This window comes from Kribbella sp. NPDC031520, assembly GCF_055580825.1.
On the sequence record NZ_JBVIKS010000004.1, the window covers coordinates 542056 to 557802 of the forward strand.

Genomic DNA, 15747 nt, shown 5'->3' on the forward strand with positions numbered 1-15747 from the left:
CCACTCACCAACTGCCCTCAGGTAACCGCCGGCGCCGGGACAGCCGGCTTCCGACGGAGGCCGGTGAAGAGGCCCTGGGAGACGGCGACGCCGAGGAGGACGATCAGGCCGCCGACCGGTTGGTACCAGGTGACGTGTTCGTGGAGCACGATCACACCGACCACGATCGAGAACACCGGCATCAGGTACGTGACCATCGACGAGCGGCTTGCACCGATCAGCCGGATGTTGCGCATGTTGAGTACGAACGCGAGCCCACTGCCCAGCGCACCGAGCGCGACCACGCTCAGCACCACCTTCAGCGACAGTGACCACGGCGCGGGCGGTGCCTGCCCGGTGACCAGCGGTGCAACGACGGCCAGCTGAACCGTTGCGCAGAGCAACAACGCGGTGGACAGCGCCGTGCCGGACAACGAGGTACCGGCCAGGAACCGTTTCTGGTAAGGGATCGCGAGTCCGTAGAAGAACGCGGCCAGCATGCACAGCCCCTGCCCGACGAGGTCCGCGCCCCCCTGCACGCGCCACGCGCCGAGCACGACGAGCATCCCGAGGAACCCGATCAGCAACCCGAACCCGCGCTGCGCCGAGAACTTCTCGGTCCGGAAGATCAGCACCGCGATCGGCAGCACGATCAGCGGCGTGATGCCGTTCCAGATCCCGGCCAGCAGCGACGGGATCCGCTCCTCGCCGTACCCGAACAGGGTCCACGGGATCGCCGAACCGATCGCGCCGACCACGAACGAGTGCGCCCACAACCGCGGGTCCCGCGGCAGCGGCTCGCGCTTCACGATCAGGATCGTGAGCAGTACGACGGAACCGGCCAGCACCCGGCCGAACGCCAGGTAGAGCGGCGGCAGCTCGCGGACGCCGACCGAGATGAACAGGAAGCTGCAGCCCCAGATCGCCGCGAGCGCGATCATCGTGGGAAGCCAGGCCCGCACAGGTGCGGTGTCAGGAGTCGTTACCGTGGTCACTCCTGGCATCCTGCACTACCTGGCGGACAGTTTGCGCATTTTTATCCGTATTCGGGCAGATGCTGGCAAAGAATGTCAGCAGCGAGGGAGGATGACGCGCATGAGTTCCTATGACCCTGCCTTTGACGTCGTGGCCGTCCGCAAGCAGTTCCCCGCGCTCGACGAGGGTGCCGCGCACTTCGACGGGCCGGGCGGTTCGCAGACTCCGCAAGCCGTCGCCGACGCGGTCGCGCGGACCATGACGTCGGCGCTCGCGAACCGCGGGCAACTGACCCCCGCCGAGCGTCGCGCCGACGAGACTGTCGTGAACGCCCGCGAGGCAGTGGCCGACCTGCTCGGCACCACCGCCCAGGGCATCGTGTTCGGCCGTAGCATGACCCAGCTCACGTACGACTTCTCCCGGACGCTCGCAAAGACCTGGAAGCCGGGCGACGAGGTGATCGTCACCTGCCTCGACCATGACGCGAACGTCCGTCCGTGGGTGCAGGCCGCCGAGGCCGTGGGTGCCACCCTCAAGTGGCTGAGCTTCGACCCGGCGACCTCCGAGCTCGACGACATCGCGCCGCTCCTGACGGACCGCACCCGCCTGGTCGCGGTCACGGCCGCCTCCAACCTCCTCGGGACGCGTCCCGACACGCAGAAGATCGCCGACCAGGTTCACGCGGCCGGTGCGCTGATCTACGTCGACGGCGTGCACCTGACCGCGCACGCGCCGGTCGACACGCGGTACGCCGACTTCTACGTCTGCTCGCCGTACAAGTTCTTCGGCCCGCATCTCGGTGCGCTGACCGCCGCGCCGGAGCTGCTCGAGACGCTGAAGCCCGACAAGCTCCTGCCGTCGACGGACGCGGTACCCGAGCGGTTCGAGTTCGGCACGCTGCCGTACGAGTTGCTCGCCGGCACGACGGCCGCGGTCGACTTCATCGCCGGCCTCGGCGGCTCCGGCAGCACCCGCCGCGAACGCCTGGTCTCCTCGCTCCACCTGGTCGAGCAGTACGAGGACGCGCTCCGTCACGACTTGGAGGCCCGCCTTGCCGCGATCCCCGGGATCACGCTCCACGGTCACGCCGCGCACCGTACGCCGACCCTCCTGTTCACGCTCGACGGCCATACGCCGGCGGCCGTCGCGGAGCACCTGGCCAGGGAGAATGTGAACGCCCCGGCGGGTTCGTTCTACGCCTACGAGCCGGCGAAGCACCTCGGCCTCGGTCCGGCCGGCGCGGTCCGCGCGGGCCTCGCGCCGTACAACGATCAGGCGGATGTCGACCGTCTCGTGGCCGCGGTATCCGCCTTGACCGGTTCGAGAGGCACTAACTAAAGTCTCTGGGGAAATGAGAGAACCCAGCGCCTTCTTCGTCCAGACGGACCCCTCGGACGGATTGGTCACCCCGTCCCGCGCGGGCGCCGAGATCACCTGGAACGACGGCACCGTCGAGGTGACTGCCCAACGCATCTCCCGGGTCGCGCTGCGCTGGTCGGAGAAGCTACCGGCCGATGCGCTGATCCTCGGTGACGCCTGGGAGCGCTCGTACGGCGACCTCCAGTGGCGACACCTGCAGCCCGAGCGGCTGCTGCCCTGGTACTTCCTCGTCCACTCGAGCGCGGGGACGTTCGGTGCAGGCGTCGACGTACAGCCGAACGCGTTCTGCGCGTGGACGGTCGACGGCGACGGGTACACGCTCTGGCTCGACCTGCGCAACGGTGGCGGTCCCGTTCACCTGGAGGGACGTACGCTGACAGCAGCAGTCGTGCGACGATTCGACGACGCGGGCACTCCCTGGCAGACCCTGAACGCAGCGGTCGCCTCCATGAGCACCCGGCTACCGGCGCGACCTGAGCCCGCGCCGGTAGCCGGGCCTGTCGTTGGTGCCAACAACTGGTATTACGCGTACGGCGAGAACTTCGACGAGAAGGCGGTCCTGAAGGACGCCGCCACGATCGTCGAGCTCGCCGACGGGCATCCGGTGAAGCCGTTCAGCGTCGTCGACGACGGCTGGTACCCGGGCGGCGTCTGCTCCGGCGGCCCCTGGGACCGCGGTATCCCTGGCGTCTTCGACGACCTGGCCGGTACGGCGGCCGCGATCAAGTCGATCGGCGCGCGACCCGGCCTGTGGTTCCGGCCTCTCCTGGTCCGCGAGCCGTCGGCGCTGGCTTCGAAGGTGCCGCACGACAAACCAGGCCGCGCCCTTGACCCCACTCACCCCCAGGTAATCGACGACCTACGCTCCGATCTCCAGCGGTTCCGGTCCTGGGGTTTCGAGCTCGTGAAGCACGACTTCAGCACCTACGACATCTTCGGCAACTTCGGTCCCGCCATGGGCTTGCGACTGACTGCTGACGACTGGCAGTTCCACGACCCGACCCGCACCACCGCCGAGATCATCCTCGACCTGTACCGCGAGATCCGCACCGCCGCCCAGGACCTGCTGCTGATCGGCTGCAATACCGTCGGCCACCTCGCCGCCGGCCTGGTCGACGTTCAGCGGACCGGGGACGACACGTCCGGCCGGGACTGGGAGCGGACCAGGAAGATGGGCGTGAACACGCTCGCGTTCCGTCTCCCGCAGCACAACCGCTTCTTCACCGTCGACGCGGACTGCGTCCCGTGCACCCCGCAGACGCCGTGGGAGCTGAACACCCGCTTCCTCGATCTGATCGCGCGGTCCGGTACGGCGCTGTTCCTGTCGATCGATCCGTCCGCGAGGACCGCCGAGACGGACCGCGACCTCCGCGCCGGGATCCGGCTCGCCCTCGACGGCGGAGAACCCGGCGGCATCGAGCCGACGGACTGGCTGTTCAACACCACGCCCAACGAGTGGCGAGCGGGCGGCCGGACGGTCGAGTACAACTGGTCGCGGCCGTGGGGTGCGGACCCGAATGGCTAGACGAGGAACGAACCTGGATCGGGTCGGCGGGTTCAACGACGCCGTCGTCCTGGACGCGATCCGCCGCAGCGACCAGCTCAGCCGGGTCGAACTCGCCGAGGCGACCGGCCTGTCCGGGCAGGCGATCTCGAACATCGCGCGCCGCCTCCTCGACGCCGGCCTGGTCCGTGAGGCCGGCCGGCTGCGCGGCGCCGGCCTCGGCAAACCACGTACTCTGCTCGAACTCGAACCCACCGGCCAGTACGCCGTCGGCGTCCACCTCGACCCGTCCGTCGTCACCGTCGTACTGCTCGACCTGACCGGCGAGGTGATCGCCCGGCGGCCGGTCGACCAGTACGCCGACGACCCCGACCTGCTGATCGACGGCATCGCGAAGACGATCGAGGAAGTGATCGCCTCGTCGGGCGCACCCCGCGATCGGGTCACCGGTGTGGGCATCGCCGCGCCCGGCCCGATCGACGTCGAGCGCGGCGTGGTCGTCGACCCGCCGAACCTCTCGACCTGGCACCTCGTACCGCTGCGCGACCAGCTGCAGGAGCGCACCGGTCTGTCGATCATCCTCGACAAGGACGTGACCGCTGCCGCGTCCGCGGAGAAGTGGGCCGGGCAGGGCGGGAGCTTCGTGTTCTTCTACCTCGGTACGGGCGTCGGCGCCGGGCTGGTGATCGGCGACGAGGTGGTCCGCGGCGCGTCCAGCAACGTCGGCGAGATCGGTCACGTGGTCGTCGACCCCGACGGGCCGGTCTGCTACTGCGGACGGCGCGGCTGCGTCGGCGAGGCCAGCCAGCCGCGGTACCTGGTACAGCAGGCGGTGCGGGCCGGCGTACTTGCCGAAGGCATCGATCTCGACGACCGGCTCGCGGTGGAAGCCGCCTTCGCCGAACTGTGCGCGCTCGGCGGTGAACCGGGTGCGGCCCGGGACATCCTGACCACGCTGGCGGCTCGGATCGCCAAGGTGGTCGAGGACATCGCGAACCTCCTCGACCTCGACCGCGTGGTCTTCGGTGGTCCGCACTGGGAACAACTCGCGCCGGTCCTGAACGACGCCGTACGCGAGGCTTTGAACGGCCGGTTCCTGGTGCAGGCGGTGCATCCGTTCGACGTCACCGATACCGCGCTCGGCGCCGATGTCGGCGCGATCGGCGCCGCCACCCTGGTCCTGGACCGGACCTTCAACCCCGGTCTCGTCGGTGAAAGGTAGATGTGTTGATGATCGACCCCGAGGTCCTCGCCCGCGCGACGGCCGCTGTTCGGACGGCCAGCGGCGACGACGTGATCGCAGAGATGTTCCGGCGTTCGATGGCCGAGAACCTGCCCGCGGTCGCCGAGCGGCTGCCGGACGGGACGACGTTCGTGCTCACCGGCGACATCCCGGCGATGTGGCTGCGCGACTCCGCCGCCCAGCTGCGCCCGTACCTGCTGCTGTGCAAGGACGATCCGGGGCTGCAGGAGGTCCTGATCGGCGTGCTGCACCGCCAGCTCGAGTACGTCGTACTCGACCCGTACGCGAACGCCTTCAACAAGGAGGCGAACGGCTGGGGGCACGTCGACGACGAGACCGAGATGTCGCCGTGGGTGTGGGAACGCAAGTACGAGATCGACTCGCTGTGCTTCCCGCTCGAGCTGGCGTACCGGCTGTGGCGGATCACCGGGCGTACGGACGTGATCGACAACCGATACCGGGCTGCGGCGGAGGCGATCGTCGAGCTGTGGACGGTGGAGCAGGACCACGAGGCGAATTCGTCGTACCGGTTCCAGCGGCACGACGACCGCGACTCCGACACGCTGGTCCGGGACGGCCGCGGCCGGCTGACGAAGCCGACGGGGATGTCGTGGAGCGCGTTCCGGCCGAGCGACGACGCGACCGAACTGGGCTTCAACGTGCCGGGCAACATGTTCGCCTCGGTGGTGCTCGGGTACCTGCAGGAGATCGCGACCGAGGTACTGCGAGACGAGCCGCTGGCCGACCGCGCGAAGGCTTTGAAGGCCGAGATCGACGAGGGGATCGCCACGTTCGGCACGGTCGACCATCCGGTCCACGGGCGGGTGTACGCGTACGAGGTCGACGGGCTGGGGGAGGCGTTGCTGATGGACGACGCCAACATGCCGAGCCTGCTGTCGATCCCGCTGACCGGGTACGCCGCGGCCGACGACCCGACGTACCTCGCGACGCGTTCTCTGCTGCTCAGCCCTGACAACCCGTACTACTACAGCGGCAACGCGGCCGCGGGCATCGGCAGCCCGCACACCCCACCCCGCTACATCTGGCACATCGCCCTGGCCGTCCAAGGCATCTCGAGCACGTCCGCCGAAGAACGCCAGCACCTCCTCGAACTCCTCCGCGACACCACCGGCGGCACCGGCCAGATGCACGAAGGCTTCGACGTCGACGACCCGCGCAAGTACACCCGCGAATGGTTCTCCTGGGCCAACGCCATGTTCTGCGAACTGGCCCTGACCCACGCCGGCATCAGGTGACGTCGCGGCGGCGGGTCGTCCAGGCGGCTAGGGCGGTGAAGGCTGTGCAGTAGGCGAGGAGGGTCAGTAGGGCGCGGCCGCCGCTGACGGCGTCGCGTACGCCGGGTGGGGCGTCGGAGGTGGCCATGCCGGTCACGCTGAAGACGAGGGAGCCGGCGTTCGTGCCGGGGAGGAGGTTGGCGAGCCACTTCAGGCTCGGGAGGAGACTGCTGACTACTCCGGCGAGCAGGGTCTCGATGCCGAGGATCCAGACGACGCCGAGGCCGATCGGTAGCGCGACGTTGCGGAAGGCAACGGCTAGGACGGCACCGGCCAGGCACCACATCATCAGTACCAACCAACCGCCGGCCAGACCTTGGAGGAGGTCGCCGAGGCTCGGCCAGTTGGTGGCGCCGTTCTCCGCGGCCGCGATGCCGATGCTGCAGAGTGCGCAGGCCGTGAAGATGCCGAGCACCCAGAACGCGATCATGGTGCCTAGGGCAAGGAATTGCGCGCCGAGGATCGTCAGCCGGCTCGGGCGTTGGGTGAGGACGGTCTTCAGGGTTCCCCAGGAGTACTCGCCGCCGATCACGATCGCGCCGAGGACCAGGGCGAGCGCGCCGGCGAAGATCGGGTAGCCGCCGATCGTGTTGTCGATGACTCGTTCGGGGAGCATCCCGCGGAGGACCTGGGCACGCGGTACGCCGGCCGTACTCGGGGAGTCGTCGCCGGTCGTGTACGCGAGGTACGGCAACAAGTACCCGAAGATCAGGCTCAGCACGAGGCCGGCCCCGAACAGCACCCACACGGCGGATCGCTTGCGCAACTTGAGGATCTCGGCGCGGTAGCTACCCAACATCGGCCTTCTCCTCGCTGGTGAGTTGGAAGAAGATGTCCTCGAGGGCGCGTTCGGTGACGTGCAGTTCGGACACCTCGATGCCGGCCTCGACGAGGGCACGGTTCACCTCGGCGGCCCGCTGCGGATCGACCTGCAGCCGGAGCGTGTCGTCGTACTGATGAACCGCTCCGAATCGTGCGAGCAGCGTCTGCGCCTCCTGCTTCGGGACGGCCCGGACGACTAGTTCCTGCTCGCCGCGCAGGTCGCCGACGTTGTGCTCGGCGACCATCCGGCCGGCGTTGATGATGCCGACCCGGTCGCAGATCTGCTGCACCTCGCCGAGCAGGTGGCTGGACAGCAGTACGGTCCGCCCGCCGGTACCGAGCTCGCGGATCAGCCGCCGCATGTCGCGCATCCCGGCCGGGTCGAGGCCGTTCGTCGGCTCGTCGAGGATCACCAGCTCCGGGTCCTTCAACAGCGCGGCGGCGACGCCGAGGCGCTGCTTCATCCCGAGCGAGTACGTCGAGAACCGGTCCTGCGCCCGATCCGCCAGGTCGACGAGCTCCAGCACCTCGTCGATCCGCTGCCGCTTCACCCCGGCGTACTCCGCGAGCAGCCGAAGGTTGTCGAGCCCCGACAGGTACGGGTAGAACGCCGGCGACTCGATCATCGACCCGGTCCGCCGGAGTACGCCGGACTCACCGGGCCGCCCGCCCAGCACTCGCACCGTCCCACTCGTCGGCGCGATCAGCCCGGTGAGGATCCGCAGGGTCGTCGTCTTGCCCGCACCGTTCGGACCCAGGAACCCGTACACCTCGCCCGGCCGCACCGTCAGATCGACACCGTCAACCGCCACGGTGTCGCCATACCTCTTCGTCAGCCCACTGACCTCAACCAGCGCATCCATACCTCGAGCGTGCCGGTCAGCGACCGCCCACCGCGTCGCCTCGGGGGAGTGACCCCACCTACCGCCGTGGGAGTACTCAGCCCAGCCAGCCCGGGCGGACCAGGCCTGTCTGGTAGGCCACCACGACCAGCTGGGCGCGGTCGCGGACGCCGAGTTTGATCATCGCGCGGCTCACGTGGGTCTTCGCCGTCGCGGGGCTCAGCACCAGCCGTCCGGCGATCTCGTCGTTGGACAGGCCTTCGCCGACGAGTGCGACGATCTCCCGCTCGCGTTCCGTGAGTACGTCGAGTTCCTTGCTGGCATGCGGTTGCCGCGACCGCGACGCGAACTCCGCGACCAGCCGCCGCGTCACCCCCGGCGACAACAGCGCATCCCCGCGCGCGACCACCCGTACCGCCTGCAGCAGCTCGACCGGTTCGGTGTCCTTCACCAAGAACCCGCTCGCCCCGACGCGCAGCGCCTCGAACACGTACTCGTCCAGGTCGAACGTCGTCAGGATCACCACATGTACGTCGGCCAGCTCCGGGTCGGCCCCGATCCGCCGGGTCGCCTCCAGGCCGTCCGTACCGGGCATCCGGATGTCCATCAGCACCACGTCGGGCTTCTCCCGGCGCGCCACTACAACGGCCTCCGCACCGTCCGAGACCTCACCGACAACGGTGATGTCGTCCTCGGAGTTCAGCAGCGACCGGAACCCGGCCCGTACCAACGCCTGATCGTCCGCCAGCAGCACCCGAATCATGCGGGGAGCCTATGCCAGCCCCGCGTCATGGGCGAGCAGCGCGACCTGCGTACGGTTGCCGAGCTCCAGCTTGGTGAGGATGTGCGAGATGTGCGCCTTCACCGTGGCGAGGCTCATGAACAGCTCGGTCGCGATCTCGGCGTTCGCCTTGCCCTGCGCGACCGCGAGCATCACGTCGTACTCCCGGGGCGACAACCGCTCCAGCTTCCGCTGGGCGGTCGTGTGCGCATCGGCCTGCGTGGCGGCGCGATCCATCAGCCGCCGGGTGATCGCCGGCGACAGGATCGGGTCCCCGGCCGCGACCCGCCGTACCGCCTCGACGATCTGCGCCGGGGGAGTGTCCTTGAGCAGGAACCCGCTGGCCCCGGCGCGGAGCGCGTGCAGGACGTTCTCGTCGGTGTCGAAGGTCGTGAGTACGACGACCTCGGGCGGATTGGTCCGCGCCCGGAGCCGGCGGGTCGCGACGATGCCGTCCACTCGAGGCATCCGCAGGTCCATCAGCACGATGTCCGGGAAGTGCGCGTCGACGGCGGCCGGTACCTCGTCCCCGTCGGCGGCCTGCCCGACGACCGAGATCCCGTTCGCGCCGTCGAGCATCATCTCCAGGCTGGCCCTGACCAACGCGTCGTCGTCCACCACGAGTACCCGGATCATGGGGGCCACGGTAGCGAGGCCTCGAGCCGGAACACGCCACCGGGCTCCCTGCCGTGGTCCAGCGTGCCGCCCGCGAGCTGGACCCGCTCGGTCAGCCCGACGAGGCCGGTCCCACTGCCGGGCACCAGCGGCGTACCGTTCGCGGCCGGGTTGGTCAGCTCGATCCGCAAACCGCCACCGGGCCTGCCTGTGACCGTCAGGGACACCGGATGTCCGGCCGCATGCTTGCGGGCGTTCGTCAGCCCTTCCTGTACGACCCGGTACGCCGTCCGCCCGGTTGCCGGGGGCAACGACGTGGGGTCCGCGACCTGGTCGTCGTACGAGATCGTGGTCCCCGCCGCCCGGGACTCGTCGACGAGTGCCCGGAGGTCGCCGAACGTCGGCTGCGGGCGTGCCTCGTACACATCCTCGTCCCGCAACACGTTGATCACCTCGCGCAGCTCGTCGAGCGCCTGGTGTACGCCGGTACGGATCACGCCGGCCGCCTTCGCCAGCTTCTCGGGGGACGAGTCCGGACGGTACTCGAGCGCGCCGGCGTACGTCGCGAGCAGCGACAGGCGATGCGCCAGTACGTCGTGCATCTCGCCGGCCATCTTCGTACGCTCCAGGGTCCGCGCCTCCGCGACCCGGCGGCCCTGCTCGGTCTCGGCGCGACGGGCGCGTTCACGTAGCGATTCGAGGAGTTGCTGGCGTGCTTGGACGCCTTGGCCCCAGCCGAGCAGACCGGCGTGGACCACGACCACGAGGACGGCGTACCACAGGTACGGCAGGCCGTGGATCGGTTGCCAGAGGCCCTGAATCAGGTGGGCGACGGTGCCGGCGCCCGCGACCAGGACCGCCGTACGGAGCGGACGCCGGAACGAGACGTTGAGCGTGCCGGCGGTCGACGGTGGCGTGGCGGCGGGGGAGAGCGCGGCGAGTACGGCGAGCGCGATCGCCCCTTGTACCGGGCGCCGGAACATCAGCGGCAGCAGGCCGACCGAGACGATCCCGATCACGATGTCCAGCCACAGGAACTTCCGGTGTTCCGGGTCTGGCAGCCGCCCGATGATCGTCAGCGCCACCAGCACCGCAATCGCGCCGACAGTCAGAACCTCAACAGACCGCCGAGGCCGCCGCGGCACGCACAACTCGTCCATCCCCCGAGCCTAAGCGCCTCCGTCCCACCCCCACCACCAACCAAAGTCGAACCCCTTGCCCCCGCCTATCCGTCGCCGAAAGGCGCTAGGTGCGCCGCCTGATAGAACCCCCGGATGTGCGCGGTCACCAGTTCGGCCGCGCGCTCCGCCTCCCCACCCCGCACCGCTGTGAGAATCGCCCGATGTTCGGCCCGCAACCCGACCGCCGTTCCCTCCCAGTCCGGCAGATTGGGCACCGCCGCCATCACGTACCCATGAATCGCCGACCGCAACGAAGCCATCACGGCAGCGATCAGCACGTTCCCCGCCAACCTCGACAACGCGACATGGAACTCCGCGTCGAGCAGATGGAACTCCTCCGGCGACAACCCGTTGTCGTCCATCCGGTCCAGCAGTTCCTCGGCGACCTTGAGCGAGCCCTCGTCGAGCGACCGCGCCGCCGCCTCCCGCGCCGCCCAGGACTCGAGCAGCAGCCGGGTCTCGACCACATCGCCCATCGGCAGATGATTGGTTGCCAGGTGCAACCGCAGTACGGCGGTCAACGGCGACACCGGCTCCGCCACGATCACCGCCCCGGCCTCCGGCCCGGACCCGGTCGCGGTCCGTACGACGCCCATCGCCTCCAGCACCCGGACCGCCTCGCGCACCGACGGACGGCTGATCCCGAGCTGTTCCGCGAGCGCCCGCTCTCCGGGTAGCCGCCCGCCGATCCGCAGCCGCCCGGCCGCGAGATCGGCCTCGACCCGGTGCAGGACCAGCTCGTAGTTCTTCATGTGGACGACTCTATCTGTGTGGTCGGACCACACGATATGTTGTGCTCATGACCGATCGCCAGATGCCCAAATGGTCCGAGCTGAAGCCGCTGCTCCGGCCGAAGCCGATCACGGTGAACCCGACCGACCGCCGGCTGGAGAAGGCGCTGACGATCGCGGACCTCCGGACGATCGCCCGCCGCCGGACGCCGCGCTCCGTCTTCGACTACACCGACGGCGCCGCCGAGGCGGAGATCAGCCTGCGCCGCGCCCGCCGGCTGTTCGCGGAGCTGGAGCTGCAGCCGTCGATCCTGCGCGACGTGTCCGAGATCGACCTCGGTACGTCGATCCTCGGCGGCCGCTCCGAGCTGCCGTTCGCGTTCGCGCCGACCGGCTTCACCCGGATGATGAACCACGAGGGCGAGAGCGCGGTCGTGAAGGTCGCCGAGGACATCGGCATCCCGTACGCGCTGTCCACGATGGGCACCACCTCGATCGAGGACGTCGCGGCCGCGGCACCGAACGCCCGCAAGTGGTTCCAGCTGTACGTGTGGAAGGACCGCGACGCCGGTGAGGACCTGGTGAAGCGGTCGGCCGCCGCCGGGTTCGAGGCGCTGATGCTGACCGTCGACGTACCGGTCGCCGGCGCCCGGCTCCGCGACGTGCGCAACGGCTTCACGATCCCGCCCTCGCTCACCGCGAAGACGGTCCTGGACGCGTCACTGCACCCGGCCTGGTGGGCGAATCTCCTGACCACCCGCCCGCTGACGTTCGCCTCGCTGTCCGCGTGGCAAGGCACCGTAGCCGAGTTGCTCGACAAGCTGTTCGACCCGACGATGACGATCGACGACCTGAACTGGCTGCGCTCGATCTGGGACGGCCCGCTGATCGTCAAGGGCATCCAGACCGTCGACGACGCCCGCCGGGTCGTCGACGCCGGCGCCGACGCGGTCGTACTGTCCAACCACGGCGGCCGGCAACTGGACCGCGCGCCGACGCCGCTGCGTATCCTCCCGGACGTCCGCAAGGCGATCGGCAGCGACGCGGAGATCTACCTCGACACGGGCATCATGTCCGGCGCGGACGTGGTCGCGGCGATCGCGCTCGGCGCGGACGCCTGCCTGGTCGGTCGCGCGTACCTGTACGGCCTGATGGCCGGCGGGCAGCGTGGGGTGGCGCGCGCCGCGGAGATCCTGACCAAGGAGGTACGGCGAACCATGGCGCTACTGGGCGTCTCGAGCGTCGCCGAGCTGAACCCGTCCCACGTCAAGCTGCCCTGACGAAACCTACAGCGGTAGCGTCGCCGTGATCCGCAGGCCGCCTGTGGGTGTGCGGTTCGCGGTGAGCGTGCCGCCGAGTGCGGCCGCGCGTTCGCGCATGCCGGAGATGCCGTTGCCCTCCTTCGGCTGCGCGGTCAGCGATTCTCCGTTGTCGTCGATCTGCAGTACCAGCGCCTGCTCGCCGTACTGGATCCGGACGGTCGCGGACGTGGCCTTGGCGTGCCGTACGACGTTCGTCAAGGACTCCTGGATGATGCGGAACGCCGCGCGGTCCAGGCCGCTGGGTAGCGGCCGCGGATCGCCGTGGACGATCTTGTGCACCTCGAGCCCGGCTCTCTTCGTCCGGTTGATCAGGTGGTCCAGCTGGTCGAGCCCGGTGACCGGTTGGCGGGGCGCTGTCTCGTCGGACTGCCGCAGTATGCCGACGATCGAGCGGAGCTCCACCAAGGCTTCCTTGCTGGCGTCCTTGATCGCTGACAGCGCTGGAGCGGCCTGCTCGGGTTGCCTGTCGACCAGGTGCAGCGCGGTGGATGCCTGCACGTTGATCAGCGAGATGTGGTGCGCGACGACGTCGTGGAGTTCCTGTGCGATCCGCAGACGCTCCTCGCCGGCACGGCGGAGCTCCTCCTCCTTGCGGGTCCTCGCGGCCGCCATGACGCGGTCGCGGTGCGCGCGGAAGAGCTCGGCCAGGAAACCGAGGACGCAGAAGCACGTGCCGACGAGCAGTACCTGGTAGATGCCGTCCTGGCCGAGACCGAGGACGATGCGGCCGCCGACGTGGCCGACGTACAGCGAGATCAGCCCGGCCCAGCCCGCTAGTCGGTGGCCGAGCCGGATCGTGGTGAAGACCGCGATCACGAACGGGATGATTACGGGGCCCCACGGATACTCGCGGAGCATGTAGAAGAGCGTCGCGCCGACTATCACCCACAGCACGGGGACCGGGTGAGTGTTGCGCCAGAACAGTGCGAGCGCCGCGATCAGCACCAGTACGACCATCAACGCGTCGGGCTGGTGCCGGTCGGTCTGACCGCGCGCCGCACCGAACGTCCCGACCACGCAGAACGCCGCCAGCACGATCGGCAGCGTGTAGCGGCGCACTCGGGCCCCGAGATCGGGGACGTCGACAGGTTGGGTCACACTACTGAACCGTAGAGGGCGGCCGGGGCGGGTGTCATCGTCGCCACGGAGTACTTCGGTCTGCGCCCGCGGTGGTAGTTCAGTATTTGACCTTGTAGATCTTCTCTTCGTACGCGACGCCGTAGTACTCCTCCAGCTCGGCCAGGTCGGCGTCCTGACGCTCCAGCGCCTTCGCGATCCGCGGCCGGCTCGGGATCGCGTCGGGCTCCCAGGTCTCCGGCTTCCAGAGCTGCGAGCGCAGGAACGCCTTCGAGCAGTGGTGGAAGATCTCGTCGATCTCGATCAGCAGCGCCAGTTGCGGCCGGTTGCCCTTGACCACCATCTCGTCGAAGAACGGCGCTTCCTTGATGATCCGCGCCCGGCCGTTGATCCGCAGCGTGTCACCGCGGCCGGGGATGAAGTAGATCAGCCCGACGTGCGGATTGGAGAGGATGTTCGTGAACCCGTCCACCCGCCGGTTACCGGCTCGCTCGGGGATGGCGATCGTGGTGCTGTCGAAGATCTTGGTGAACCCGGCCGGGTCGCCTTTGGGGGAGACGTCGCAGTTGCCCTGCGCGTCGGAGGTGGCAATCAGTACGAACGGTGAGGCCGCCAGCCACTGAAGGTCCAGCTCGTGCAGCTCTCTCCGTGTCTTGCCGGCGGCCGCGGCCAGCGGCTGCGGGACGACCTCACGCAGTTCGTCGTACGTAGTGATCTCGACCAGTCCGGGAATCTCCATCAGGCGGCGCTCTCCTCTACCAGCGACGGCGTGGCGTCCTCGTTGACGGCCCTCGTCCGCGCAGCCCATCGTACGGCGGGACCAGTCGCGCAACTGGTCCCCAGGAACAGTGCACCGACCACCAGCCAGCCGACCGGGCCCCAGCCGAGGATGACCGTGGTGAGCAGCGCCGGCCCGAGCATCCGGGCGATCGCGGGGCCGGTTCCGAAGAAGCCCTGGTACTGACCCTGCTTGTCCGCGGGCGCCAGTCCGAAGCTGATCTCCCAGGCGCCGGACGCCAGCTTCATCTCGCCGAGCGTGAGCAGCGCGGCCGCCACGACGAGTACTGCGGCGGTCGGGGCCGGCCCGAGGTCGGTCGCGGTGAGCGCGAACACGGCGCATGCTGCCAGCATCGCCAGTCCGGCGTACCGCACGGAACGGGCCGCGGTCCGCAGATCCTTGACAGCCTTGGCGATCCGGACCTGGAAGAGCGCGACGCCAATGGTGTTCACGATCATCAGCGACGCGACGACCCAGCTCGGCGCTTGCGTACGGGTGACGATCCAGAGCGGTCCGACCAGGCTGATCAGCGGCATGAAGAGCAGCATCACCGCGTTCAGCAGCGCGAGTACCGCGTATGGGCGGTCGTGCAGAACCGCCAACCGCGGTTCGCCCTTGATCCGGATCGTGGTTGCAATGGACGGGACCCGCCGGATCAGCGCCGCCGCGATCAGGAAGCTCAGCGCGTCGATCCCGAAGACGATCAGGTATGCCGCTTTGCTGTCGAAGCGCAGCGCGATACCGCCGAGAAGCGCGCCGACCGCGAGACCTGCATTCACCGTGGACTGGAGGAAGGCGCGGATCCTGGTCCGCTCTTCCGGCTGCACGAGCCCGGCCAGCAGGGCCTGCCGGGCCGCAGTGAGGCCGGTCTGGCTGCAGGCGTAGAGGATCGCGGCGACCAGGAAGCCCGCGAAGCTGCGAACGACGAGGAACGAGGCCACGGCGGTCGCCGTACTGAGCGCGAGCAGTACTGCCGTGCCGCGGGCGCCCTTGCGGTCGGCGAGGTTGCCGAGCGGTACGCCGGCCAGGAAGCCGAGCAGCCACGCGATCGTCAGCCCGAGCCCGACCTCCGCGGTCGAGAGCCCGACGACCCGGGTGAAGAACAACGCCGAGGTGACGACGAACGCACCGTCGCCGACCGAGTTCGCCAACTGCGCCATCGCGAGGTCCCGCGGCGCGCCGGCGGGGGGAAGCATCTGCCCAAGTCTGCTGCTCATGTCGT

15 protein-coding genes are annotated in these 15747 nt (G+C 69.3%); 5 read left to right on the forward strand and 10 right to left on the reverse strand.

Annotation, left to right across the window (positions count from 1 at the left end; translation table 11 throughout):
• Positions 1–17: 17 nt before the first annotated feature.
• Positions 18–974 carry a DMT family transporter gene (locus ACZ5BU_RS23350; protein ID WP_465702033.1) on the reverse strand — a complete coding sequence of 319 codons (957 nt, stop codon included), beginning with the start codon at positions 972–974 and terminating at the stop codon, positions 18–20.
• A 100-nt stretch (positions 975–1074) separates the two neighbouring features.
• On the opposite strand from ACZ5BU_RS23350, the gene ACZ5BU_RS23355 reads away from it, so the two are divergent.
• The 4 genes from ACZ5BU_RS23355 to ACZ5BU_RS23370 are packed head-to-tail and all read left to right on the forward strand — an operon-like array spanning position 1075 to position 6337.
• The gene (locus ACZ5BU_RS23355) at positions 1075–2292 is read left to right on the forward strand and encodes a cysteine desulfurase-like protein (protein WP_465702035.1); all 1218 of its coding nucleotides are present in this window, start codon (positions 1075–1077) and stop codon (positions 2290–2292) included.
• A 13-nt stretch (positions 2293–2305) separates the two neighbouring features.
• Positions 2306–3859, forward strand: coding sequence for an alpha-amylase family protein (locus ACZ5BU_RS23360; protein ID WP_465702037.1), 1554 nt, complete (start codon positions 2306–2308; stop codon positions 3857–3859).
• Positions 3852–5060: an ROK family transcriptional regulator gene (locus ACZ5BU_RS23365; protein ID WP_465702040.1), complete on the forward strand. Its 1209-nt coding sequence runs from the start codon at positions 3852–3854 to the stop codon at positions 5058–5060. The genes ACZ5BU_RS23360 and ACZ5BU_RS23365 overlap by 8 nt, the downstream gene beginning before the upstream one ends.
• Before the next feature lie 8 nt (positions 5061–5068).
• Positions 5069–6337 carry a glycoside hydrolase family 125 protein gene (locus ACZ5BU_RS23370; RefSeq protein WP_465702042.1) on the forward strand — a complete coding sequence of 423 codons (1269 nt, stop codon included), beginning with the start codon at positions 5069–5071 and terminating at the stop codon, positions 6335–6337.
• Here ACZ5BU_RS23370 and ACZ5BU_RS23375 read toward each other — a convergent pair.
• From ACZ5BU_RS23375 to ACZ5BU_RS23400, 6 genes are all read right to left on the reverse strand, one after another.
• Positions 6330–7175 carry an ABC transporter permease gene (locus ACZ5BU_RS23375; protein ID WP_465702044.1) on the reverse strand — a complete coding sequence of 282 codons (846 nt, stop codon included), beginning with the start codon at positions 7173–7175 and terminating at the stop codon, positions 6330–6332. The two genes, ACZ5BU_RS23370 and ACZ5BU_RS23375, sit on opposite strands and share 8 nt — an antisense overlap.
• Positions 7165–8061 carry an ABC transporter ATP-binding protein gene (locus ACZ5BU_RS23380; protein ID WP_465702047.1) on the reverse strand — a complete coding sequence of 299 codons (897 nt, stop codon included), beginning with the start codon at positions 8059–8061 and terminating at the stop codon, positions 7165–7167. Before ACZ5BU_RS23380 ends, ACZ5BU_RS23375 begins: the two co-directional genes overlap by 11 nt.
• Positions 8062–8137: 76 nt before the next feature.
• A complete protein-coding gene (locus tag ACZ5BU_RS23385) occupies positions 8138–8803 on the reverse strand; it encodes a response regulator (RefSeq protein ID WP_465702049.1) in 666 nt (221 codons plus the stop codon).
• A gap of 9 nt (positions 8804–8812) precedes the next feature.
• Positions 8813–9457, reverse strand: a complete 645-nt coding sequence (locus ACZ5BU_RS23390; protein WP_465702051.1) for a response regulator — start codon at positions 9455–9457, stop codon at positions 8813–8815.
• Positions 9454–10596: a sensor histidine kinase gene (locus ACZ5BU_RS23395; protein WP_465702053.1), complete on the reverse strand. Its 1143-nt coding sequence runs from the start codon at positions 10594–10596 to the stop codon at positions 9454–9456. The genes ACZ5BU_RS23390 and ACZ5BU_RS23395 overlap by 4 nt, the downstream gene beginning before the upstream one ends.
• Positions 10597–10661: 65 nt before the next feature.
• Complete coding sequence (locus ACZ5BU_RS23400) at positions 10662–11369, reverse strand: FadR/GntR family transcriptional regulator (protein WP_465702055.1); 708 nt, start codon at positions 11367–11369, stop codon at positions 10662–10664.
• Positions 11370–11416: 47 nt separating this feature from the next.
• Between ACZ5BU_RS23400 and ACZ5BU_RS23405 the strand changes: the two genes are divergently transcribed.
• Positions 11417–12628: an alpha-hydroxy acid oxidase gene (locus tag ACZ5BU_RS23405; protein ID WP_465702057.1), complete on the forward strand. Its 1212-nt coding sequence runs from the start codon at positions 11417–11419 to the stop codon at positions 12626–12628.
• 6 nt (positions 12629–12634) lie between these two features.
• Here the strand turns inward: ACZ5BU_RS23405 and ACZ5BU_RS23410 are convergent, their stop codons facing one another.
• From ACZ5BU_RS23410 to ACZ5BU_RS23420, 3 genes are all read right to left on the reverse strand, one after another.
• Positions 12635–13768 (reverse strand): sensor histidine kinase, encoded by a 1134-nt coding sequence (locus ACZ5BU_RS23410; protein ID WP_465702059.1) that lies wholly within the window; start codon positions 13766–13768, stop codon positions 12635–12637.
• A gap of 79 nt (positions 13769–13847) precedes the next feature.
• Positions 13848–14486 carry a pyridoxamine 5'-phosphate oxidase family protein gene (locus ACZ5BU_RS23415; protein WP_465702061.1) on the reverse strand — a complete coding sequence of 213 codons (639 nt, stop codon included), beginning with the start codon at positions 14484–14486 and terminating at the stop codon, positions 13848–13850.
• Entirely contained in the window at positions 14486–15742 is a 1257-nt protein-coding gene (locus ACZ5BU_RS23420) for an MFS transporter (protein ID WP_465702063.1), read from the reverse strand. The genes ACZ5BU_RS23415 and ACZ5BU_RS23420 overlap by 1 nt, the downstream gene beginning before the upstream one ends.
• Positions 15743–15747 lie beyond the last annotated feature (5 nt).

Coding starts and splice junctions, on each gene's coding strand:
- ACZ5BU_RS23355 (WP_465702035.1), top strand. CDS start 1,075: ATGAGTTCCTATGACCCTGCCTTTGACGTCGTGGCCGTCCGCAAGCAG.
- ACZ5BU_RS23360 (WP_465702037.1), top strand. CDS start 2,306: ATGAGAGAACCCAGCGCCTTCTTCGTCCAGACGGACCCCTCGGACGGA.
- ACZ5BU_RS23365 (WP_465702040.1), top strand. CDS start 3,852: ATGGCTAGACGAGGAACGAACCTGGATCGGGTCGGCGGGTTCAACGAC.
- ACZ5BU_RS23370 (WP_465702042.1), top strand. CDS start 5,069: ATGATCGACCCCGAGGTCCTCGCCCGCGCGACGGCCGCTGTTCGGACG.
- ACZ5BU_RS23375 (WP_465702044.1), bottom strand. CDS start 7,175: ATGTTGGGTAGCTACCGCGCCGAGATCCTCAAGTTGCGCAAGCGATCC.
- ACZ5BU_RS23380 (WP_465702047.1), bottom strand. CDS start 8,061: ATGGATGCGCTGGTTGAGGTCAGTGGGCTGACGAAGAGGTATGGCGAC.
- ACZ5BU_RS23385 (WP_465702049.1), bottom strand. CDS start 8,803: ATGATTCGGGTGCTGCTGGCGGACGATCAGGCGTTGGTACGGGCCGGG.
- ACZ5BU_RS23390 (WP_465702051.1), bottom strand. CDS start 9,457: ATGATCCGGGTACTCGTGGTGGACGACGACGCGTTGGTCAGGGCCAGC.
- ACZ5BU_RS23395 (WP_465702053.1), bottom strand. CDS start 10,596: ATGGACGAGTTGTGCGTGCCGCGGCGGCCTCGGCGGTCTGTTGAGGTT.
- ACZ5BU_RS23400 (WP_465702055.1), bottom strand. CDS start 11,369: ATGAAGAACTACGAGCTGGTCCTGCACCGGGTCGAGGCCGATCTCGCG.
- ACZ5BU_RS23405 (WP_465702057.1), top strand. CDS start 11,417: ATGACCGATCGCCAGATGCCCAAATGGTCCGAGCTGAAGCCGCTGCTC.
- ACZ5BU_RS23415 (WP_465702061.1), bottom strand. CDS start 14,486: ATGGAGATTCCCGGACTGGTCGAGATCACTACGTACGACGAACTGCGT.
- ACZ5BU_RS23420 (WP_465702063.1), bottom strand. CDS start 15,742: ATGAGCAGCAGACTTGGGCAGATGCTTCCCCCCGCCGGCGCGCCGCGG.